The 21392-nt window shown below is 66.7% G+C and carries 18 protein-coding genes; 12 read left to right on the top strand and 6 right to left on the bottom strand.

Translation table 11 applies throughout. The features are described from left to right. Nucleotides 1–207 precede the first annotated feature (207 nt). The 6 genes from ACESLR_RS06545 to ACESLR_RS06520 form a co-directional block, all read right to left on the bottom strand. Nucleotides 208–681, bottom strand: coding sequence for a DsrE family protein (locus ACESLR_RS06545; RefSeq protein WP_373024992.1), 474 nt, complete (start codon nt 679–681; stop codon nt 208–210). Between the two features lie 170 nt (nt 682–851). After that, nucleotides 852–2111, bottom strand: a complete 1260-nt coding sequence (gene glcF / locus ACESLR_RS06540) for a glycolate oxidase subunit GlcF (RefSeq protein ID WP_373024991.1) — start codon at nt 2109–2111, stop codon at nt 852–854. 4 nt (nt 2112–2115) lie between these two features. Further along, a complete protein-coding gene (gene glcE / locus ACESLR_RS06535) occupies nt 2116–3225 on the bottom strand; it encodes a glycolate oxidase subunit GlcE (protein ID WP_373066878.1) in 1110 nt (369 codons plus the stop codon). A 22-nt stretch (nt 3226–3247) separates the two neighbouring features. Further along, nucleotides 3248–3652, bottom strand: coding sequence for a DUF302 domain-containing protein (locus ACESLR_RS06530; protein ID WP_373054657.1), 405 nt, complete (start codon nt 3650–3652; stop codon nt 3248–3250). A 29-nt stretch (nt 3653–3681) separates the two neighbouring features. After that, complete coding sequence (locus tag ACESLR_RS06525) at nt 3682–6462, bottom strand: TRAP transporter permease (protein WP_373024988.1); 2781 nt, start codon at nt 6460–6462, stop codon at nt 3682–3684. Beyond that, complete coding sequence (locus tag ACESLR_RS06520; RefSeq protein WP_373024987.1) at nt 6455–7453, bottom strand: TAXI family TRAP transporter solute-binding subunit; 999 nt, start codon at nt 7451–7453, stop codon at nt 6455–6457. Before ACESLR_RS06520 ends, ACESLR_RS06525 begins: the two co-directional genes overlap by 8 nt. A gap of 150 nt (nt 7454–7603) precedes the next feature. Here ACESLR_RS06520 and ACESLR_RS06515 point away from each other — a divergent pair, with 150 nt between their 5' ends. The 12 genes from ACESLR_RS06515 to nusB all read left to right on the top strand — a co-directional run bounded on the left by ACESLR_RS06515 (nt 7604) and on the right by nusB (nt 21380). Then, entirely contained in the window at nt 7604–8398 is a 795-nt protein-coding gene (locus ACESLR_RS06515; RefSeq protein WP_373024986.1) for a transglutaminase domain-containing protein, read from the top strand. Nucleotides 8399–8950: 552 nt separating this feature from the next. After that, complete coding sequence (gene glyA, locus ACESLR_RS06510) at nt 8951–10210, top strand: serine hydroxymethyltransferase (RefSeq protein WP_373024985.1); 1260 nt, start codon at nt 8951–8953, stop codon at nt 10208–10210. Nucleotides 10211–10241: 31 nt separating this feature from the next. Further along, nucleotides 10242–10823, top strand: a complete 582-nt coding sequence (gene nrdR / locus ACESLR_RS06505; protein ID WP_373024984.1) for a transcriptional regulator NrdR — start codon at nt 10242–10244, stop codon at nt 10821–10823. Continuing rightward, nucleotides 10823–11998, top strand: coding sequence for a bifunctional diaminohydroxyphosphoribosylaminopyrimidine deaminase/5-amino-6-(5-phosphoribosylamino)uracil reductase RibD (gene ribD, locus ACESLR_RS06500; protein WP_373066873.1), 1176 nt, complete (start codon nt 10823–10825; stop codon nt 11996–11998). The genes nrdR and ribD overlap by 1 nt, the downstream gene beginning before the upstream one ends. A 152-nt stretch (nt 11999–12150) precedes the next feature. Continuing rightward, entirely contained in the window at nt 12151–12834 is a 684-nt protein-coding gene (locus ACESLR_RS06495) for a riboflavin synthase (protein ID WP_373066870.1), read from the top strand. Nucleotides 12835–12847: 13 nt separating this feature from the next. After that, a complete protein-coding gene (ribBA, locus tag ACESLR_RS06490; RefSeq protein ID WP_373024981.1) occupies nt 12848–13954 on the top strand; it encodes a bifunctional 3,4-dihydroxy-2-butanone-4-phosphate synthase/GTP cyclohydrolase II in 1107 nt (368 codons plus the stop codon). Between the two features lie 290 nt (nt 13955–14244). Continuing rightward, nucleotides 14245–15927, top strand: coding sequence for an NADH-quinone oxidoreductase subunit L (locus ACESLR_RS06485; RefSeq protein ID WP_373024980.1), 1683 nt, complete (start codon nt 14245–14247; stop codon nt 15925–15927). A gap of 1 nt (nt 15928) precedes the next feature. After that, nucleotides 15929–16681, top strand: coding sequence for a hypothetical protein (locus tag ACESLR_RS06480; protein WP_373054236.1), 753 nt, complete (start codon nt 15929–15931; stop codon nt 16679–16681). After that, nucleotides 16678–19866, top strand: a complete 3189-nt coding sequence (locus ACESLR_RS06475) for a DUF2309 domain-containing protein (protein ID WP_373066866.1) — start codon at nt 16678–16680, stop codon at nt 19864–19866. Before ACESLR_RS06480 ends, ACESLR_RS06475 begins: the two co-directional genes overlap by 4 nt. Next, nucleotides 19811–20137, top strand: coding sequence for a P-II family nitrogen regulator (locus ACESLR_RS06470; RefSeq protein ID WP_373024977.1), 327 nt, complete (start codon nt 19811–19813; stop codon nt 20135–20137). Before ACESLR_RS06475 ends, ACESLR_RS06470 begins: the two co-directional genes overlap by 56 nt. Nucleotides 20138–20343: 206 nt before the next feature. Further along, on the top strand, nt 20344–20829 hold the full coding sequence (gene ribE / locus ACESLR_RS06465; RefSeq protein ID WP_373066861.1) for a 6,7-dimethyl-8-ribityllumazine synthase: 486 nt from the start codon (nt 20344–20346) through the stop codon (nt 20827–20829). A gap of 23 nt (nt 20830–20852) precedes the next feature. Next, complete coding sequence (gene nusB, locus ACESLR_RS06460) at nt 20853–21380, top strand: transcription antitermination factor NusB (RefSeq protein ID WP_373024975.1); 528 nt, start codon at nt 20853–20855, stop codon at nt 21378–21380. Nucleotides 21381–21392 lie beyond the last annotated feature (12 nt).

Raw genomic sequence — 21392 nt, 5'->3', positions numbered from 1 at the left:
CGCTGCGGGGGGAGGAAGGATTTTGCCTGCATGGAATCAATCTACCTGTGAAAAAGAGGAAATCTAGGAGGCCTGGAGCGTCCGGGCAAGCGCCCCCACCCGGCACCGGGAGTTGTCGGCCCCATGCGGTCGATCGTGCACGCACAAACGAAAAAACCCGGGCGGCAACGCCGGACCCGGGTGTGTAAACGAACCGACAGGCCGGGGTTACGGACGGACGTAGGTGAAGTCGGCGCGCTGCAGTTCGTGGATGCGGACCACGCCGCTGTTGACCACCTTCACGCCCTCGACGAGGTCTTCTTCCTTCAGCCCCATGTTGGTCATGGTGTTCGAGCAGGCGGAGAAGTTGATGCCGCTGGCCGCCATGCTGGCCACGCGGTCCGCGTGCACGCCGTCCGCAAGCAGGAGTTTGATGCCGGGGCCGTAGGCGACGATTTCAACGAACGCGTCATCCCCGTATACGGCTACGGTGTTCTGCGCGTTGTTGAGCGGCAGGACCTGGCCGAAGCGGTCATCGCGAGAAGCCTGGAAGACCAGTCGATTGCTCGCGGACAACTCGTCGCTCGCCGGCTTGTAGATGTCCTCGGACAGAGCCGGGCGGTCGGCATGGGCTACGGAGGCGCCCATGGCCAGGGCGGCTGCGAGCAGGCCGGTGTGCAAAAGGCGGTTCTTGAACGTCATTGGATTCTCCCTGGATGGTTTTTAATGGTTTGGCGCACACCTAGCCTCGGCCGGCAATGGGCCCTGGCTCGCAATCTTCCCGCAGGAAGAAAGATGCGTCCCGGGAGAATCTACATGGCTTCGCTGAGTTTAAAAAATAACAAAAACAGAATATTGAACTATCCTTTCGCTTAGGTCGTGGCTTCCGGAAGAGAACGTCCGAGCAGGGTGATCCAGTGCTCGACCGGGGTGTCCGTGCCACTTTGCAAATGGGTCTGGCAGCCGATATTGGCGGTGACAATGCGTGCCGGACCGCTGGCCTCGAGGTTGTCGAGCTTGCGCTGACGCAGACGACCAGCCATCTCGGGTTGCAGGATCGAGTAGGTGCCGGCGGAGCCGCAGCACAGGTGTGGCTCGACGACCGGCACCAGTTCGAAGCCGGCGGCGTGCAGGAGGGGTTCCACGCGACCCGGCAGGCCCTGGCCATGTTGCAGGGTACAGGGGGCGTGCCAGGCCACTGGCGGGTGACCGGCCGGCGCACGGATCCCGAGCGTGCGGATGGTCCCGGCGTCGAACAGCTCCACGGGGTCGCGCACCTTCGCTGCCAACCGCGCCGCGCGATCGGCATACGCCGGGTCGTCGGCCAGGAGGTGCCCGTAGTCGCGCAGCAGCACGCCGCAGCCGCTGGCAGTGCTGACGACTGCGTCCACGCCGCGTTCCAGAACCGGCTCCCAGGCATCCAGGTTGGCGCGGACCCTGGCGCGGGTCCTCGCCTCGAAGGCCAGGTGGTGTTCCACCGCGCCACAGCAGCGGGCGGCCCCGACCTCGACGACCTCGACGCCAAGACGCGCCAGCAGGTGGCGCAGGGCAGCGTTGATGCGGGCGTCAATGGCGTCATGCACGCAGCCGCCGAGCAGCAGGACCCGGCCATATTCGAAGCCAGACGCCGCGACGGACGCGGGTGGCCGGGCCGTGGACCTGGCGGCGTGCGCGGGCGGTACGCGCCGCTTGAGTGTGGCCGGCAGTACCGGGCGGGCGAGCCGCCCCAGCCCCAGGGCCAGGCGGAATGGCCAGCCAGCGGGCAGGGCGCGGACGAGCAGGGCGCGCAGCAGGCGCTCGCGCAATGGGCGTTCGAGATCCTGCTCGACGACCTCACGGCCCATGGCTACCAGGTGGTTGTAGTCGACCCCGGAGGGGCAGGTAGTCATGCAGTTGAGACAGGTCAGGCAGCGGTCCAGGTGGGTGCGGGTGGTGGCATTCGCCTCGCCGCTCTCCAGGACTTCCTTGATCTGGTAGATGCGTCCGCGCGGACCGTCCAGTTCGTCGCCCTGTTCCTGGTAGGTGGGGCAGGTCGCGTTGCAGAAACCGCAGTGGACGCAGTTGCGCAGGGCCTGTTCGGCGATGCGCGCGGCCGGGTCGTGCTCGAAGCGGGGGTGCAGGCGGGTTTCCATGGTCTCAGCTTGCCCGAGCGGTAATCGGATGGGGGGGCATCAGTGGGGCGAAGAATACCCCGTCTGGGTCCAGGGCAGCGCGGACCTCGCCCTCCAGCCGTGCATGGGGAGCGGGGCGCGGATGCAGCCAGGCGGCGTCGGCCGGGTCGCCGAACCACAGCCGTGCATGCCCGCCCGCATCTTCGACCCTTGCGCGAACCGTTTCCGGGCTGGCGGTGGAGCGCAACCAGCGCTCGCCACCGCCCCAGTTGAGCAGCCAGTCGCCCGGCAGATCCAGCGGTGGGGTCGCCGGCGGCAGGCTCAGGCGCCACAGGCGTTCGCTACCGGCCACCGCCCGGGTGAGGAAAGGCAGGTGGCGATCGCGCAGCCGCGTCCAGAAGCCCGGGCCGTCAACGTCCGGCTCGGCGCCGAGGCGCTCGGCGGCCTCCTGTACGGCCTCCTGGCCACCGCCCAGGCGGATGTGGCTGACCCCGTCGGCCCAGGCCAGGCCCGAGAACGGCAGGGCGGTGCGGCCCCAGTCGCGCGCCTGTTCGATGAAGGCCGCAGCGGAGCTCTCCCGGCGCAGCCAGGCCTGGTACGCGGGGGCGGGCAGCAGCTTGAAGCTGATCTCCAGCAGCAGCCCCAGGCTACCGAGGCTGCCGGCCATCAGCCGCGAGACGTCGAAGCCGGCGACGTTCTTCATGACCTCGCCGCCGAAGCGGAGGATCTCGCCGCGGCCGTTGACGATACGGGTGCCAAGCACGGCGTCGCGCAGGCTGGCGGTCCAGGGGCGCCGGGCGCCGGACAGGCCCAGGGCCACCATGCCGCCCACGGTGCTGGATGGCGTGGGCATGGCCGGTTCGAAGGGTAGCATCATGCCGACCTCCTCCAGCGCGACCTGCAGTTCCATTATCGGCGTGCCGGCGCGCACGGTCACCACCAGTTCGCTGGGCGCCAGGTTGACGATGCCCTGGTGACCGCCGGCCTCCAGCGGCCGGACGTCCGCCTCAAGGCCGGCGGGGAAGGCAAGCGCGCGCTGGCTCCCGCCGCCGGCAAGGGCCAGACGGTGCCCGGCGTTACCGGCCGAGCGGATGCGCTCGGCCAGCATCGCGGACTGGTCGGTTCCGGTCTCCATCAAGCGCTGGCCCGACCGGGCGCTAGCCCGTCTCCAGGGCCAGGCGCACGCCCTCCAGACGATGACGCACATCCGTGGCCAAGTCCTCGACGCCGGGCTTTTCGACCAGGCCCATCACCGCGACCGGATCCATGAACCCGACGGTGCAGGTGCCGTTCCCGTTGTCCTGTACCAGCACGTTGCAGGGGAGCAGCAGGCCAATGTTGGGATCGGCCTCGACAGCCTGCCGGGCGAGGTTCGGGTTGCAGGCGCCGAGGATGCGGTAGGGCCGGTGGTCCAGATCCAGTTTCTTCTTGAAGGCCGCGGCCACGTCGATGTCGCTGAGGATGCCGAAGCCTTCCTCGCCCAGGGCCGCCGTGGTGCGTTCGATCACGCTGGTGATGTCGCCTTGGACGATCACGTTGAATCCGTACTTGGGTTGTTCCATGCGGGGTACTCCGTTGGCAATGGATGGGGCTACGCCGAAAGCGCCTGCGTGGCGGCGGTCGGGCCGCCTCCCGGCGGTTTCGAGCGTCGGCGCTGGTTCCAGATTATCAGCAGACCCAGCGCCAAGGCTGGCAAATAGAACCAGTACGGGCTGGGGCGGTCGGTCGGTACCAGCACGCCGGTGATCGACCAGCCTCCTTCCAACCCTACTCGGCCGGCCGGGCTGCCGAAAGCAACCGTCTGGATTTGCGCCTTCTGGTTGTCCGGGTCGAAGCGGACGTCCAGGCCGGCGTCGGCCAGGCGCTCGCGCGGCGCCAGGTCGGGGTCACCCAGCGGGAACATCACGGTGCGCGTGATCGCGCGGCCCTCGAGGTCGATGCCGGTGGCCTCCAGGCGCAGTGAACCGCGGTCCGGGACGGTCTCCACGACCTCGAACAGCGTCTCCGGCGGCTGGTGCTGGTGAGGCGGCACGACGCGGTCCATCAGCACCGTCGGTGCCAGCAGCACGAAGGCGACCACCAGCAGGGCGGCGGATTCCCAGTAGCGGCTGCGGGTCAGGAACCAGCCCTGGGTGGCCGCGGTAAAGGCGAGGATGCCGGCCAGCGAGCCGAGGAAGACCAGCGCCAGCTGGAACACGTTGTCCACCCCGATCAACAGCAACTGGCTGTTGAAGATGAAGAAGAACGGCAACGCGATGGTGCGCAGGCTGTAGGCGAAGGCCTGGATCCCGGTGCGGATCGGGTCGGCCTTCGCGATTGCCGCGCCGGCGAACGAGGCCAGGCCCACCGGTGGCGTCACGTCGGCCATGATGCCGAAATAGAATACGAACAGGTGGGCCGCGATCAGCGGGATCAGGATGTCGTGCTGGGCCCCCAGGTCGACAATGATTGGCGCCATCAGGGTCGCCACGATGATGTAGTTCGCGGTGGTCGGCAGGCCCAGCCCGAGGACCAGGCTGATTACCGCGGTCAGCACCAGTACCAGCAGCAGGTTTCCGCCGGACAGGGTGTCGACCAGATCGGTCAGGACCAGCCCGACGCCGGTCATCGCGACCGTGCCGACGATGATCCCGGCCGCGGCGGTGGCCAGGCCGATACCGATCATGTTGCGCGCGCCGGTCTCGAAGCCCTGGAACAGTTCCCAGACCCCGACCCACGCGGCTTGCAGGAGACGTCCCTGGCGCCGGAACAGGGCCACCAGCGGGCGCTGGGTCAGCACGATGAACATCATGAACGCCACCGCCCAGAACGCCGCCAGGCCCGGCGACAGGCGCTCCACCACCAGCGCCCAGACCAGCACCACCAGCGGCAGCAGGTAGTGCAGCCCGCTCAGGACCGTGGGGGCGACCCGCGGCAGCGGGCGCTCGGTATCCAGGGCCTCGGGGTCCGGCTCGCGCGCGACGATCCAGACCAGTACCAGGTAGGTGGAGAACAACAGGCCGGCGATGATCCAGGCCGCGGCGTCCCCGGCGACGGTCTTGATCCAGCCCAGTCCCCAGTACACCGCGCCCGCCAGGATGATCAGGCTGGCCACGGTCACGGCGAAGCTGATCAGGCGCCCGCGCCAGGTGGTCACGGTGGCACGCTGGAGGCCCTCCATGCCGTTCTTGCAGGCCTCCAGGTGAACGATGTAGATCAGCGCGATGTAGGCGATCAGCGCCGGCAGGATGGCGTGCTTGAGCACCTCGACATAGGGGATGCCGACGTACTCGACCATCAGGAACGCGGCGGCCCCCATCACTGGCGGCATCAGCTGCCCGTTCACCGAGCTGGCGACCTCCACCGCCCCGGCCTTGTGCGGGGCGAAGCCGACCCGTTTCATCAGCGGAACCGTGAAGGTGCCGGTGGTGACCACGTTGGCGATCGACGAGCCGGAGACCACGCCGGTCATCCCGGAGGCCAGCACCGCCGCCTTGGCCGGGCCGCCACGCAGGTGCCCGAGCAGGGCAAACGCCACGCGGATGAAGTAGTCCCCGGCCCCAGCACGCTCCAGCAGCGCCCCGAACAGGACGAACAGGAACACGAAGCTGGTGGAGACCCCCAGCGCGATGCCGAACACCCCCTCGTTGGACAGCCACTGCTGGGCCATCGCGCGCGGGTAACTGGCGCCCCGATGAGCGATCAGGTCCGGCATCAGCGGCCCGGCGAAGGTGTAGAACAGGAAGATCGCGGCGATGATGGTCAGCGCCGGGCCGAGCACCCGGCGGGTCGCCTCCAGCAGCAGGACCAGCCCGATCCCGGCCAGGATCAGGTCCGGCTCGGTGGGGGCACCGGGGCGCGCCGCCAGGGCCTCGTGGAACAGGTACAGGTACAGCGCACTGAAGGCCGCGACCGCGGCGAACAACCAGTCACCCAGCGGCACGCGATGGATGGGGTCGTCCCCGTGGAGCAACGGCCAGGCAACGGCGACCAGGGCGATCCCGAGCGCCAGGTAGACCGCGCCGAGCCGTTCCAGGCCGAGGAACTGCCACAGGCCCAGCGCGATCAGGGCCAGACCCCCCAGTGCGTAGAGGATGCCGATGGCGTGTTGCCAGCCCTTGCCGCGGGCCGTGGGGCGCACTGCGGGAAACAGCAGGTAGCCCAGGAAGATCGCGAAGGCCAAGTGGATCGAGCGGGCCTCGGTCTCGGAGACGACGAAGATGTCCACCCAGTCGGCAATCGGCGCGGCGATCCAGATCTGGAACAGGGACCAGGCCACGGCCGTGAGCCAGATCAGGGCGCGGGTTGCGCGGCCCGGGTGGCGGCCACCGGCCTCCAGCTCGGCGACCTTGCGGTCATCGAGGGCGGCTTCCCGGGGTCGAGTCTCAGTCATCGATCAGTCCTGCTTCGCGGAAGTAGCGCCGGGCGCCGGGGTGCATGGGGGCGGACAGCCCCTCGTCCACCATGCCCTCGCGTTCGAGACCGCTGAAGGCCGGGTGCAGGCCGCGAAAGGTCTCGAAGTTGTCGAATACGGCGCGGGTCAGCTCGTAGGCGGCCGTGTTCGAAGTGCGGTTCGAGGTGACCAGGGTCGCGCCCACGCCATAGGTGCGGATGTCCTGGTCCTGCCCCGGGTACGTATCGGCGGGGATCACCGCCGTGAGGTAATAGGGCGTCGAACGGATCAGCTCCTCGATCGCCGGGCCTTCGATGGACACCAGGCGGGCGTCGCAGGTGGCGATGGGTTCCTGGATCGCCGCCGACGGATGCCCGACCGAGAAGACGAAGGCGTCGATCCGGTTGTCGCACAGCGCCTGCGCCTGCTCGCGCGAGGGCAATTCGCCGACGCGGCGGAAGGTGTCGTGGTCCCAGCCGAGCTTCGCCATCAGCTCTTCCATCAGGGTGCGCTGCCCGGAGCCGGGATTGCCGATGTTCACCCGCTTGCCCGGCAGGTCGTCCAGACCCTGGATGTCCGCATCCGGGCGCACCACCAGGGTCAGTGGCTCGGGGTGCAGGCTGAACATCGCCCGCAGGTGGTCGGCGGGTCCGAAGGCCTCGAAGCGGCCACTGCCGTGATAGGCGTGGTACTGGAGATCCGACTGGGCCACGCCGAAGTCCATGTCGCCGGAACGCACCATGTTCAGGTTGAACACCGAACCGCCGGTGCTCTCCGCGGTGCAGCGCATCCCGTGGCTGTCGCGGCGGGTGTTGAACAGCCGGCACAGGTGCTGGCCGGCAGGGTAGTACACACCGGTGACGCCGCCGGTGCCGATGTTGATGAAGCGTTGATCCGCCGCGGACAGCGGCGCAATCAGCAACAGCCCCAGGGCCAGCAGTCCGCCGGTCAGCCGGCGTGTCGGGGTGCAGCGGACGGGCGATCCTCGCATGGGTTCTCCGGGGAACAGGCGGTATCGGGAGTGTAGGGAATCGACGCGCAATGTACACGCCTGTGCGAGTCGCGCGGGCGCACGAATTCGCTGGTTCTATGGCGGGTCGGCGCGTAGTGTGGAAGGCTCATCCGACGCAGGCATCGCTCCATGTGGCTTGAAACCCGCTGTGACTTCGAATTCGAGATCCCGGTCCCGACGCCGTTCGTGTTGATGCTGCGGCCGCGCAGCGGGCCGATCCAGTGGATCGGGCGCGAGGAATACCGGCTGGTGCCGAATGCACCGGTGACCGAGTTCGTGGATGTCTACGGCAATCTGTGCCAGCGCCTGGTCGCGCCGCCGGGGCCTTTCTCGATCCATACGGCGGCCGAGGTGCAAACGGCCGACGCACTGGATCAAACTCCTGGCGCTCCCTTCGTGGAGGTGCAGTCCCTGCCGGATGCCGCACTCGGCTATCTACTGCCCAGCCGCTTCTGCGAATCGGATCGCTTCAACCTGATGGCAACCGAGATCACGGCGGGCCAGTGGCTGGGCTACGACCAGGTGGCCGCGATCACGCAGTGGCTGCGCGAGCGCATCGAGTATCTCCCCGGCACCAGCGACATCCCGATCTCGGCGGTGGAGGTGAACCAGCGCGGCAGCGGAGTGTGCCGCGATCTGGCCCACCTGGGCATCGCGCTTTGCCGCAGTCTCAGCATACCGGCGCGCATGGTGGTCGGGTATCTGCACGGCCTGCAGCCGATGGACATGCATGCCTGGTTCGAGGCCTTTGTCGGAGGCCGCTGGTATACCTTCGACCCGACTCAGGCCGAATTGCGCGGCGGCTATGTGGTGGTGGGCTACGGGCGTGATGCGGCCGACGTGGCGATCTATAACCAGTTCGGCCTGCCGGTGTACCCCACCCGTCACGAGGTCGGCGTGCGCCGTATCGCGATGCCCGACTGAGGCCCTCGGGGTCCACATTCCCGGGTGGTGGAAGAGGCCACGTGGCGGCCCGCCAGGGGGCTCGCTGAGGGTCCGTAGGTCTCTGATTGAACATCGGAAACGCAGTGAAGTGGCGCGCGATGGGGCGAGCTTCGGCGCGCCGTCGGGGCGGGTCCGGCCTGAAACAAAGGGCCGGATGGCGTATGCTAAGCGGCCTTTTTGACGGCCGTGCCCCGCTAGGGAAACACTGATCAATGTACACACTCGCGTTGGCATCCCAAGTTTTCCGAGGCAAGGCGCGCCGTGCAGCGGGTAGTGGTTCTACCCGCAAGCGGTGCAACGCAGGATCGGGGAACCTGGGGTGCCAACCCCACAAGCCATTGAAAGCAGGGGCTCGGCCGCTTTTGCGCGCGCACGGCGTTGCGGCTCCCTTGTGCAGAATGACTGCACGGCAGTCACCGCGCCTTGTTCGCACGCAAAAGCGACTCGAGCGCGAGTGTGTACATTGATCAGTGTTTCCCTATGCTGGCGCGCCGAAATCCGCTAATCCGAAGCTTTGAACGGGAGACCCGAATGTTTTCGATCGACATGAGCATCAACGGCTACGACGATGAACTCTGGAACGCGATCCGCAACGAGGCGCAGCGCCAGGAAGAGCACATCGAGCTGATCGCGTCGGAGAACTACACCAGCCCGCGCGTGATGGAGGCGCAGGGTTCGGTACTGACCAACAAGTACGCCGAGGGCTATCCGGGCAAGCGCTACTATGGTGGCTGCGAGCATGTCGATGTGGTCGAGCAGCTGGCGATCGATCGCCTGAAGCAGCTCTATGGTGCCGACTACGCCAACGTGCAGCCGCATTCCGGCTCCCAGGCCAACGCCGCGGTCTACATGGCCCTGCTGCAGCCGCATGACACCGTCCTGGGCATGAGCCTGGACGCCGGCGGCCACTTGACCCACGGCGCCAAGCCGAACTTCTCCGGCAAGATCTACAACGCGGTGCAGTACGGCATTACCGACGAGGGCCTGATCGACTACGACGAGGTCCAGCGCCTGGCCACCGAGCACCAGCCGAAGATGATCGTCGCCGGCTTCTCCGCCTATTCGCGCGTGGTCGACTGGAAGCGCTTCCGCGAGATCGCCGATTCCGTGGGCGCCTACCTGATGGTCGACATGGCCCATGTCTCCGGCCTGATCGCCGCCGGCGAGTACCCGAACCCGATCGACCACGCCCACGTGGTCACCTCCACCACGCACAAGTCCCTGCGCGGGCCGCGTGGCGGCTTCATCATCTCCAAGGGCCAGCCGGAACTGAACAAGAAGTTCCAGTCGCTGATCTTCCCGGGCACCCAGGGTGGTCCGCTGATGCACGTGATCGCCGGCAAGGCGGTGGCGTTCAAGGAGGCGCTGGAGCCGGAGTTCAAGACCTACCAGAAGCAGGTGATCGCCAATGCCCGCGCGATGGCCGAGGTGCTGGTCGAACGCGGATTCGACATCGTTTCCGGTGGCACCGATAACCATCTGTTCCTGCTGAGCCTGGTTGCCAAGGGCATCACGGGCAAGGCGGCGGACGCCGCCCTGGGTCGTGCCAATATCACGGTCAACAAGAACGCGGTACCGAATGACCCGCAGTCCCCGTTCGTCACCTCCGGCATCCGCATTGGTACGGCCGCGCTGACCACCCGTGGCTTCACCGAGGCCGAATCGCGCGAACTGGCCGGCTGGATCGCCGACGTGCTGGACGATGTCGAGAACGAGCAGGTGATCGACGCCACGCGCGAAAAGGTCTTGGAGATCTGCCGTCGCTTCCCGGTATACGGCGCCGGCGAATAATTCCGGCCGGGTGCCGGGCTGACGGCTCCTGATGCGCTGTCCGTCCTGTCATGACCAGGACACCCGCGTGGTCGATTCGCGGGTGGCCGGCCCGGAGCAGGAACAGATCCGGCGCCGCCGTCAGTGCCGCGCCTGCGGCGCGCGCTTCACGACCTTCGAGCGGGCGGAGTTCAGCCTGCCGCGGGTGGTCAAGCGTTCCGGCGAACGGGTCGCCTTCGACGAGGAAAAGCTGCGCAGCGGTCTGCGCCGGGCACTGCACAAGCGCCCGGTGAAGACCGACGATGTCGAGCGGGTGATCGACGACATCAAGCGCCAGCTCTCCGCGCTGACCGCCCCCGAGGTGAGGTCCGACCGGATCGGCGAAATGGTGCTGGCGGCCTTGCACGGGCTGGATCATGTGGCCTATATCCGGTTTGCCTCCATTTATCTCAGCTTCGCCAGTGTGCAGTCCTTCCGCGAAGCGATCGAACGGCTGGAGGAAGACCTCAGCCCGGAGATGCGCCGGTCGCAGATGCGACTGATTGACGAGGAGGCGACCGGCATCGTCCCGGAACCGACGGCGGATGGACGGGCCACCCCGGAGACCGGGAGCGGCTCGGAGAAGGGGGAGTAATGGAGACGCCCACGACCGAGCAGGCGATCGCCGACCGCCGTCACATGGCTCGCGCCCTGAAACTGGCGGACTACGGCCGGTTCACCACTGACCCGAACCCGCGGGTGGGTTGCGTGATCGTGCGCGATGGCCGCGAGGTCGGTGCCGGCCTGCACTGGAAGGCGGGCGATTCGCATGCCGAGGTGAACGCGCTGCAGGCGGCCGGCGAGGCCGCCCGGGGCGCGACCGTCTATGTCACCCTGGAGCCCTGCAGCCATCACGGCCGTACCCCGCCCTGTACCGATGCGTTGATCCGGGCGGGTGTGGCGAGGGTCGTGATCGCGATGCAGGATCCCAACCCGCAGGTCTGCGGAGCCGGGGTCGGGGCATTACAGGCGGCGGGCATTCAGGTCGACAGCGGGGTGCTGGAGGCCGAGGCGCGGGCTCTGAACCCCGGCTTCGTGCAACGCATGGTGCAGGGCCACCCCTGGGTGCGGGTCAAGCTGGCGGCAAGCCTCGACGGGCGCACGGCCATGGCATCCGGAGAGTCGCAGTGGATTACCGGCGAGGCGGCGCGCCGAGACGTGCAGTTGTGGCGAGCACGGGCCGGGGCGATCCTGACCGGCAGTGGCACCGTGGTTAGCGACGACCCGCGCCTGAACGTGCGGATGAAGCCGCTCGAGCTGGCCACCCACGCCGGCTTTCCCGACGACCCGCACCATCACGACCTGCGCGGGCGTCAGCCCTTGCGGGTGATCGTGGACGCCCGCCTGCGCACGCCGCCGGGATCGCAGATCCTGCGCGAGGGGACGGTCTGGATCCTTACGGGCCCGGATGTGGTGGGTTCGCCCGCGGCGGACGTGCTGCGCGGCAAGGGTGCCGAGGTGCGAGCCATACCCCTGGCGGAGGAGTCGGCCGAGGGCGGTCTGGATCTGGGTGCCGTGCTGGCAGAGCTGGGACGCGCCGAGATCAACGAACTGCACGTGGAATCCGGTCCCGGCCTGGCCGGGGCACTGGCCCGCGGGGGCTGGGTGGACGAATGGCTGATCTACCAGGCGCCTGTACTGCTGGGCTCCAGCGCTCGCCCGCTGGTGGAGTGGCCGCTGGCGCGTATGGCGGATCGGGCCGAGCTCGAGGTCGTTGACAGCCGCTGGGTTGGCGAGACCCTGCGCCTGCGTGCCCGTCCGCGTTCGTAAGGGCCTGGTGGTTGCCAATAAAGGGCTTTCCAGGACAGACCTTGCCAACATGAAGACCCGGGGCGTGGTGCGAATTTATTAGCGTTTCCCTATGATGGGCGGCCTGTCGCCCGGCGTTGCGCACGCGGGCGTGCCCGAAAGAGTGGACATCCATGTTTACCGGAATCATCGAGACCCTTGGCAGCCTGGAGCGCCTGACTCCCAGCGGGGGCGACGTGCGGCTGGACGTCAATGCGAGCGGGATGGACCTGGCGGATACCCGCCCGGGGGATTCCATCGCGGTTAACGGCGTCTGCCTGACGGTGACCGCGCTGACCGGCCATGGCTTTGTCGCCGATGTCTCGCGCGAGTCGCTGGATGTCACCACACTGGGTCATCTCGGGCCGGGCGACCGGGTGAATCTGGAACGCGCGCTGGCGCTGGGTGACCGCCTGGGCGGGCACATGGTGTCCGGACATGTCGATGGCATGGGCGAGGTGGTGGCGATGGAACCCGATGCGCGCTCCACCCGCGTGCGATTCCGGGCGCCGGTGGCGCTGGCCTGCTACATCGCGGCCAAGGGCTCGATTACGATCGACGGCACCAGCCTGACCGTGAACCGGGTGGATGGCGCCGAGTTCGAGGTCAACATCATCCCGCACACCTGGTCCCTGACGCGGTTCGCCGTCTATGCAGTGGGCACGCCGGTCAACCTTGAGGTGGATCTGATCGCCCGCTACCTGGAACGTCTGATGCTGGGCGATCGTGCGGCCGAACCGGGGACTGGGGCGGGGGATCTGTCCGAGGCCTGGCTGGCCGAACAGGGCTTCCCTAACCACTCCGGTTCGCGCGACTGAAAACAGGAATCCAATGGAATTTTCCGATACCGAAACCATCCTTGAAGAGCTTCAGGCCGGACGCATGGTAGTCATCGTCGATGACGAGGACCGCGAGAACGAAGGCGATCTGCTGATGCTGGCCTCGCACGCGCGGCCCGAGGACATTAACTTCATGGCCAAGTACGGCCGGGGGTTGATCTGCCTGACGCTGACCCGCGAACGCTGCAAGCAGCTGGCGCTGCCATTGATGGTGACCGATACCAACGATGTGCACGGGACCAACTTCACGCTGTCGATCGAGGCGGCCGAGGGCGTGACCACCGGGATCTCGGCCTACGATCGCGCGCACACCATTCGCACCGCCGTGGCCCCCAATGCCAAGCCCGAAGACATCGTGCAGCCGGGTCACGTGTTCCCGCTGATGGCGCAGCCGGGTGGGGTAATCGTGCGCGCCGGGCATACCGAGGCCGGCTGTGACCTCGCGCGCCTGGCCGGGGCCGAGCCGGCTGCGGTGATCGTCGAGATCCTGAACGAGGATGGCAGCATGGCGCGGCGTTCGGATCTCGAACGCTTCTGCGCCGAGCATGACCTGAAAATGGGGACGATCGAGGACCTGATTCGCTACCGCATCGAGAACGAGAAGACGGTGCGGAGGGTCTCCGAGCGTCCGTTCCCCACCGAGCATGGCGAGTTTCGTCTGCTGGCCTTCGAGGACGAGGTCGACCACGAACTGCATTTCGCCCTGGTGCGCGGGGAGCCGAAACCGGACCAGGACACCCTGGTGCGCGTGCACCTGGAAAGCACGCTTTACGACACCCTGGGGTATGCCGGGCCGGATCGTGGCTGGCCGCTGGATGATGCCCTGCGCCGGATCGACGCGGCGGGCGAGGGCGTGGTCGTGGTGCTGCGCAAGCACGAGAGCCCGGAGGCCCTGGCCCAGCGTCTGGAGCATATCGGGCAGCCGGCGCCGGAGGAGAGCAGCGGTCGCGAGAACTCGGCCGAATGGCGCATGTACGGCATTGGCGCGCAGATCCTGGCCGACTGCGGCGTGGGGCGCATGCAGCTGATGTCCGCGCCCAAACGCTTCCACGGCCTCGGGGGCTTCGGCCTCGAGGTGGTCGAATACATTCACGAGTAGTCGCTCCCGGCCGCGTCTGCCGGGCCCCGTCACCGGTATGACAACGCGGATGAGGGGCTGTTGGTCGGGCCCCTCGCCTGGCAGGGTTCCTCCGCCGTACGGGCGGAATATCTCCACGTAGTCTTCAGGGTGCTGCGGTCGCCGGCGTGGCCGGTGTATGGCCACGACCCGGCGGGAGATCCTGCCGCGGGTTTGACACGGCCCGTTCCCGGTCGAAATGATGAGCCACCAGGTGGGAATCTTCCCGCTAAGCTCGATGAGCTGGGGGTGGGCCGGATAATGGTGAATCGATGATCGAGCTGCAGTGGCTGGTACCCCTGCTGCCCTTTGTCGCAGCGTTGCTGGTGCACCTCCTTTCCGGCCAGCTGGGCCAGCAGGTTGCGCGCCTCAGCGTGGCACTCAACCTGGTCGTTCTGATCATCGCGGCCTATCAGCTGTTTCACTTCATCGCCGCGGACGCCGGGCCCCAATGGGCGGCCCTGGCGGGTGGCTGGGTCAGCCTGCAAATCGACCCGCTGAGCGCAATCATGGCGCTGGTGGTTTCGGGCATCAGCCTTGTCGTGCACATCTACTCGGTCCGCTACATGGTCGAGGAGCCCGGGTACGGTCGCTTCTTTATGCTGCTCGACCTGATGACCGGGTCGATCCTGCTCATGGTCATGGCCGGCGATCTGATTACTTTGCTGGTGGCCTGGCACCTGATCGGGGTAATGCTCTACTTCCTGCTCGGGCACAACACCGAGCCCCCACGCACCCAGCGGTACGCGTTCTGGACATTCATTGCCTACCGGCTGGGGGATCTGCCGCTGGTCCTGGCGGCGGTGATCCTGTTTCAGGCCTACGGCGTGCTGGACTTCCCGAGCCTGTTCGAACGCATCGCCGCGATGCCGGACGCACGCACGTTCTTGGATCTTCCGGTCACCGGTAGCGTGGCCTTCCTCGTCGCCCTGGCGGCGTTCGCCAAGTCTGCACAGTTCCCGCTACACATCTGGCTGCCTTACACCATGGAGGGTCCGACACCGGTTTCCGCCCTGATGCATGCCGGCGTCGTGAACGCCGGTGGCATTATCATCAATCGATTTGCCCCGGTCTTTGTCCACAGCGGCGAGATCCTGCATCTATTGTTCGTGGTGGGGCTGTTGACGGCGCTGATCGGGTCGGTGCTGATGCTCACGCAGAACGACATCAAGAAGGCGCTGGGCTACTCCACTATGGGGCAGATGGGCTTCATGGTGATGGAGGCCGGCGCCGGGGCCTTTGCCCTGGCGATCTTTCATCTCATTGCCCACGGCCTGTTCAAGGGCACCCTGTTTCTCAATGCGGGTAACGTCATCAATGCCGCACGCAAGCACGATGGCGTTCCCAACGACGCGCTCTACGATTTCCTGGTCGAGCGCAAGTCCGCGCCAACCCGCCTTCCATGGTTGATGATCGCGGCGATTACGCTGATCGTGCCGCTGGCCATTCTGGTCATCGTTCATGGCTGGGTCGCGCAGGATGTCTTCCAGCAGCAGGGGGCCATTGTCCTGTTGTTCTTCGGCTGGGTTGCCGGTGTTCAGGTCCTGTTCTCCGCCTACCGCCTGGACACGGAAAACCCTCTGCGCATGATGGCGCTGATCGTTTTGTCGTTCACGGTGGTCGTGGTGGGCTACGTCGTTGTCGGGCATACCTTCGAGGCCTTCCTTTACCCCGATGCCGCGTTCCGCGACGCGCTCTACTCGGCTGCCGGCATCCATCAGCTGACCTTCGACATGCTGGTGGCCGTGCTGGCCATCATCATGGTGCTTGGCTGGATGGGTGCCTACTTCACCAGGGTCCGCCGTCAGCCCGTGGATGCGGGCCAAGACAGCGCCTGGCTGATCATGTACTCGCTGTTCTCGCGCGAACTGTATGTGGCCGACGTTTTCGAGCGTGTGACGGCCCGCCTGCTGGATTTCTCGAAGCGCCTGAATATCTGGATGAGGTGGAGCTGAAATGTCGAGTCTCCTGCTGGTGCTCGCGGCGTTCTTTCTTCCCCTGTTTCCGGCCAGCGTCGTGTTCAACAGGCTGGCGGCCGCCAGCGACCACCTCGCGGTGCGGTTGGCCCTGTTCGTCATCTGGCCCCAGATTGGGGTGCTGCTGATCCTGTGGGGCGATCTTCCGATGGACCCGGGGCTGATCGCCGCCTGGGCGTTGCTCAGTGCGGTCCTTTACGCCTTTCGGATGCTGACCGTTCGCGAGGTGGGGCGCTGGAGCGCCATGCTGGCCAGTTCCGCCTGGCCACTGGCCTGGCTGTATGCCTTGCAGACACCGGACGCGCCGGATCTCGTTGCCTTCACTCTGGCCCTGACGGCCGCTCCCGTGCTGATGCTGCTGGTGCGTGCGACCCTCGCAAGCCGCCTCGAGGCCGCCTACACCGGCCTGCACGGCGGACTGGCCCGGGATCTCCCGCGCCTCTCCGGGGTTATTGTGGTGACCACGCTTGCGGCCATGGCCCTGCCGTTGTTCCCGGGGTTCTTCGCCCTTCTGACCGTGATGAGCGGGGCGACACTCTGGATGGCGGTTGGGATCCTTCTAATCTGGCTGCTATGGAGCTGGGCGGGCGTGCGACTGCTGGAGGGTACGGTGTTCGGTCCGCGCAGCGGCCCGGTCGCGGCGGATCTGACCATGTATTCGGCCTGGGGGCTTGCCTTCCTGATCGGGGTGATGGTGGCCGCCGGCCTGGCCTGGAGCGGAGCTGCCCTGTGACCCTTTCCCTTGGACGCCAATTGAAGATTCGGTCGATGGTGCACATGGCCGCCGAGCCGATCCCGAACCTCTGGCCCATGCGCACATTCATCCACCACAACCCGCTGCACGGGCTGGAGGAGTTGCCGTTCCCCGAAGCGGTCGAGCGGGGCGAAGCGCTGTTCCGCGGGCGCGGATTCGTGAAACGCGATGCCTGCCAGCGGTGGCTTGCCCTTGGGCGGATCGATCACGATTCGCTGGCGGCCAGCATTCACGCGGCCCTCGACGAATACCCGGCCCTGCAATCCATCGGGGGCGACGCGCTGATCCATGCCCTGTTGACCCGCCGCCGCGACCCGGTAATCTGTCAACGTACGGTCGCGAGTCTCGATGACATTGCCGCTTCGCTTGAGGGCGAGGCCCCGCACGCGCCGGATGCCGTGAATGTCGAGGCGCTCGCGGAGCAACTGCGCGAGGAATTCCCTCCCGAACGGCCGTTTTACGAAGCGCTGGACGCGCTGTTCGGTACCCGGGCCGGCGAGACGCTCGACGAGCTCCTGATCAAGACCTGCCTGGACTTCTTCGACGAGGGCCAGTCTGCCTGGCAGATGCCTGGCCGGGAGAAGGGACTGTTTACCGCCTGGAGCCGTCTGGCACGGCGCAATCTGCGCTTGTTCCTGCGCGGGCTGCACGTCCAAAGGATCCTGGGGCAGGCCGATTCTCCCGAAGGGATCATTGCCTTCATCCTCGACGAACTGGGCATCCCCGAGAACGCCTGGCCGGACCTGATTGTGCGCGAGCTGACACACCTGCACGGCTGGGCCGGCTTCATCCGCTGGCGTGCGACAACCAGTCACTACTACTGGGCGCGGGAGTATCCCGCCGACCTGGTGGACTTTCTGGCCATTCGCCTGGTTCTGGCGCTGGCGCTCGTCCGCGAACACGCGCTGCGCTGGCGGATGCCTGGCAACCGAACCGAGCTCGAGGCCCTGATCACCGAACGCCCGGCCGAGTGCTACCTGCGCCACGAACTGTTCACCGGTATAGCGCTCCCGGCGCTGGCCGAGCGTGTCGAGGATGTCGTCGCCCGTGGCCGGCCCGCCGAGGTCGCCACGCTGCTCGGTCGGTATGTCCCGGCCCGGCGCTGCGCCGAGAGTCAGCGTCAGGCCCGGGCACTCGACGATCTGGCGGAGCTTGCCGGCATGCCGGAGCGCTTTCGCCAGATCGATCGGGACCATCTGGGCCGGGTGCTCGACGAACTGGCCGCGTTCGAGAAGCGCGAGGGAATGGTCTGGCTGGAGGCCCTGGAGGCCGGGTATCGCCGTTCACTGCTCGCCAGGCTGCATCGGGGTCCGCCGGCGCCGCGCGCCAAGCGACCGTTCGCACAACTGCTGTTCTGTATCGATGTGCGGTCCGAACGGATCCGCCGCCAGCTCGAGACCATCGGTGATTACCAGACCTACGGCATTGCCGGCTTTTTCGGTGTGCCGGTCAGTTTCATCGCACTTGGCAAGGGGAGCGAGGACCATCTCTGCCCGGTCGTGGTCACGCCGAAAAACCTGGTGCTCGAGGTGAGTACCGGAGCCGAAAAGCTGGATCCCGACCTGTACTCGTCGGCCGAGCATCTCCTGGACGATCTCAAGCACTCGGTGCTCTCGCCCTACTTCACGGTGGAGGCGATCGGTCTGTTGTTCGGGTTCGACATGGTCGGCAAGACCATCGCCCCGCGGGCCTACAATCGCTGGCGTCACAAGATCGAGACGGACAAGCCCTCGACCCGGCTGCTGGTCGACAAGCTCACCCGCGAGCAGGCGGACTCGGTCGTTCGTGCCCTCCAGCGGGTCATCATTGTGGAGGCGATTCACAAGGAATTCGGTATCGAGCGCGAGTCGATTACCGACGCGATGATTCGCGAACTGCGCGAGGCGGCGATGGAGAACCACGCGGGACAGACGCACTTCGCTCGTGACTTCGCCCTGAGCGAGAGCGCGGAATCCAGGTTCATCAGCACGCTACAGAACGATTATCGCATCAACCGTTCCTTCGCCCAGATGCAGCTCGAGCGCCTGGGCCGGATCGGCTTCTCCCTCGACGAACAGACCTATTTCGTGTCCCAGGCACTGCGCTCGATCGGGCTGACCGAACAGTTCTCGCGCTTTGTCATCCTCACGGGCCATGGCAGTCACTCGCACAACAATCCCTACGAGTCGGCGCTCGACTGCGGTGCTTGTGGTGGCAGCCACGGGCTCGTGAGCGCCCGGGTCCTCGCGCATATGGCCAACAAGCCGGCGGTGCGTCGCCGCATACGGGCGCAGGGCATCCACATACCGGACGATGCCTGGTTCCTGCCGGCGTTTCACAACACCACCTCCGACCGGATCCAGCTACACGACCTGGACCTGCTGCCGGCCAGCCACCTCGTCTACCTGGAGCGTCTGCGCAACGGGCTGCATGCGGCCAAGCGCCGGTCCGCGGCCGAGCGCGTGCCGACGCTTCTGCCGGAGGGTGTGCCGGGGCCCGACCCGATCCGCGCCGCGCGCATCGCCGAGCGCAACACCGTGGACTGGGCACAGGTACGCCCAGAATGGGGTCTGGCGCGCAACGCCGGCTTCATCATCGGGCGTCGCCACCTGACCGAGGCCTCGGATCTCGAGGGCCGTGCCTTCCTGCATTCCTACGACTACCAGCTCGACCCCCGGGGACGCCTGCTCGAGAGCATCCTGACCGGCCCGCTGGTGGTCGCCCAGTGGATCAACATGGAGCACTACTTCTCGGCGGTCGACAATGAACGCTACGGTAGCGGCAGCAAGGCTTACCACAACGTGGCCTGCCGTCTCGGCGTCATCACCGGGAACCTCAGCGACCTGCGTACCGGTCTCCCGTCGCAAACGGTGCTTCAGGATGGTCGGCCCTACCATGATCCGGTGCGCCTGCTGACCCTGATCGAGGCTCCTTTCGAACATGCCCGTGCGGCGATTGATGGTGTTCCCAAGGTCAGGAGCCTGGTCGTCAATGGCTGGATTCTGGTGATGATCCTGGATCCCGGGACGGATCGGTTATACCGGTTCGTGGAGGGCGAGTGGCGCGAGGAAGCCCTGCCGGACGCCGGGCGTAACGTAACCGATGAATCTGCTGCGGAGGGGGCCCTTCATGAACGACCTGAACCTGAATCGACTGAAAAAGCTCGAGATCATTCTCGAGGGTGAGCACCAGGCCTTTGCCACCGATCTCCTGGACCGGGCCGGTGTGAAGGGCTATACCATCATCGGCAACCTCTCCGGAAAGGGCAGCCAGGGTTTCCATGAGGGGCACCTGATGTTCAACGAGGACGAGGTGCTGATCATGATCATCGCCGCCGTGCCCGAGGAACTGGTGGAACCGATCCTCGAGGGCTTTACCCCGTTCTTCAACAAGCACAGCGGCGTCGTGTTCATCTCGGATATACAGGTCAGTCGGCTGGTGAAGTTCAGGGGGTGATCGCCCCTGCATGTCTCGCCGGGGTTCTACGATGCCTGCCCCGGGTGCGCTACACTAGGGCGGCTATGAACCAGTCGCTCGATCACTCCCGAGTCGATGTCGTGCGTTGAGTTGAGGGAGCTCCGCGAACGCGCGGTTCGTTCAGGGCGTCCTGTATCCACCATTCCGGGCGAACGGCCCGGCCTTGACCCAACCGGAATCACACCATGTCCGAAATCAAGACCCTGGAAGGCGACTTCACCGACGTTGCCGATCACCGTTATGGCCTGCTGCTGGCCCGTTTCAACAGCCTGATCGTCGAGCGTCTGCTGGAAGGCGCGGTGGATACCCTGAAGCGCCACGGGGCGCAGGAAAAGAACCTGACCATTGCCCGCGTGCCGGGGGCCTATGAACTGCCGCTGGCGGCTCAGGCCATGGCGCGTTCCGGGCAGTACGATGGTGTGATCGCGCTGGGTTGCGTGATTCGTGGCTCCACGCCGCATTTCGACTACGTGGCCGGCGAGGCGGCCAAGGGACTGGCGCAGGTGCAGATGGCCGAGGGCCTGTCAATCAGCTTCGGCGTGCTGACGACCGACTCGATCGAGCAGGCGATCGAGCGCGCGGGGACCAAGGCCGGCAACAAGGGCGCGGATGCCGCGATGGGCGCCATCGAGATGGTCAGCCTGATGCGCCAGCTGCGCGGTGGTTCCTGAGCGAACACGAGCGCGAATCCGACGTGACCGAACCTGGCAATCCCCCCCAATCCGGCCGTCCTGCATCCAAGGGCACGGGCGCCTCGCGCGGCCAGCGTCCGCGCAGCACGCCCGAGCAACGGGCGCGGCATGCGCGCTCGTTCGCGCGGCGGCGGGCCATGCAGGCGCTGTATTCCTGGCAGATGACCGGCGCCCTCCCCAAGGACATCCTGGCCGAGTTCCGCGACGACGAGGAACATGCCAAGGCCGATGCCGAGTACTTCCGCGAACTCCTGATCGGCGTGACCCGCGACCGCGAGACGCTGGATGCTCGCATGGAGCCGTATCTGGGCCGTCCGCTGGATCAACTCGATCCGGTGGAGCATGCGCTGCTGTGGCTGGGGCAGTGGGAGCTGGCCGAGCGCATCGAGGTGCCCTACCGCGTGGTGATCAACGAGGCGGTCGATCTCGCCAAGCGCTACGGTGCCGAGCAGTCGCATCGCTACATCAACGGCGTGCTGGACCGGCTCTCCGCCGACCTGCGCGGTCCCGAGCGCTCCGCGCCGCGCTGACCCCGGGCGGGT

Source organism: Thioalkalivibrio sp. (assembly GCF_041685615.1).
Classification (GTDB): Bacteria; Pseudomonadota; Gammaproteobacteria; order Ectothiorhodospirales; family Ectothiorhodospiraceae; genus Thioalkalivibrio.
Note: the sequence above shows the minus strand (reverse complement) of the source record. Positions and strands in the feature narration are given on the sequence as shown.

Bases quoted from the DNA above. Each gene is read 5' to 3' on its own strand.
- ribE (WP_373066861.1), top strand. From the start codon at position 20,344: ATGTCCGAAATCAAGACCCTGGAAGGCGACTTCACCGACGTTGCCGAT.
- ACESLR_RS06515 (WP_373024986.1), top strand. From the start codon at position 7,604: ATGTGGCTTGAAACCCGCTGTGACTTCGAATTCGAGATCCCGGTCCCG.
- ACESLR_RS06480 (WP_373054236.1), top strand. From the start codon at position 15,929: ATGTCGAGTCTCCTGCTGGTGCTCGCGGCGTTCTTTCTTCCCCTGTTT.
- glyA (WP_373024985.1), top strand. From the start codon at position 8,951: ATGTTTTCGATCGACATGAGCATCAACGGCTACGACGATGAACTCTGG.
- glcE (WP_373066878.1), bottom strand. From the start codon at position 3,225: ATGGAGACCGGAACCGACCAGTCCGCGATGCTGGCCGAGCGCATCCGC.
- ACESLR_RS06470 (WP_373024977.1), top strand. From the start codon at position 19,811: ATGAACGACCTGAACCTGAATCGACTGAAAAAGCTCGAGATCATTCTC.
- ACESLR_RS06530 (WP_373054657.1), bottom strand. From the start codon at position 3,652: ATGGAACAACCCAAGTACGGATTCAACGTGATCGTCCAAGGCGACATC.
- ACESLR_RS06545 (WP_373024992.1), bottom strand. From the start codon at position 681: ATGACGTTCAAGAACCGCCTTTTGCACACCGGCCTGCTCGCAGCCGCC.
- glcF (WP_373024991.1), bottom strand. From the start codon at position 2,111: ATGGAAACCCGCCTGCACCCCCGCTTCGAGCACGACCCGGCCGCGCGC.
- ACESLR_RS06525 (WP_373024988.1), bottom strand. From the start codon at position 6,462: ATGACTGAGACTCGACCCCGGGAAGCCGCCCTCGATGACCGCAAGGTC.
- ACESLR_RS06520 (WP_373024987.1), bottom strand. From the start codon at position 7,453: ATGCGAGGATCGCCCGTCCGCTGCACCCCGACACGCCGGCTGACCGGC.
- ribD (WP_373066873.1), top strand. From the start codon at position 10,823: ATGGAGACGCCCACGACCGAGCAGGCGATCGCCGACCGCCGTCACATG.
- ACESLR_RS06485 (WP_373024980.1), top strand. From the start codon at position 14,245: ATGATCGAGCTGCAGTGGCTGGTACCCCTGCTGCCCTTTGTCGCAGCG.
- ACESLR_RS06495 (WP_373066870.1), top strand. From the start codon at position 12,151: ATGTTTACCGGAATCATCGAGACCCTTGGCAGCCTGGAGCGCCTGACT.
- nrdR (WP_373024984.1), top strand. From the start codon at position 10,242: ATGCGCTGTCCGTCCTGTCATGACCAGGACACCCGCGTGGTCGATTCG.
- ribBA (WP_373024981.1), top strand. From the start codon at position 12,848: ATGGAATTTTCCGATACCGAAACCATCCTTGAAGAGCTTCAGGCCGGA.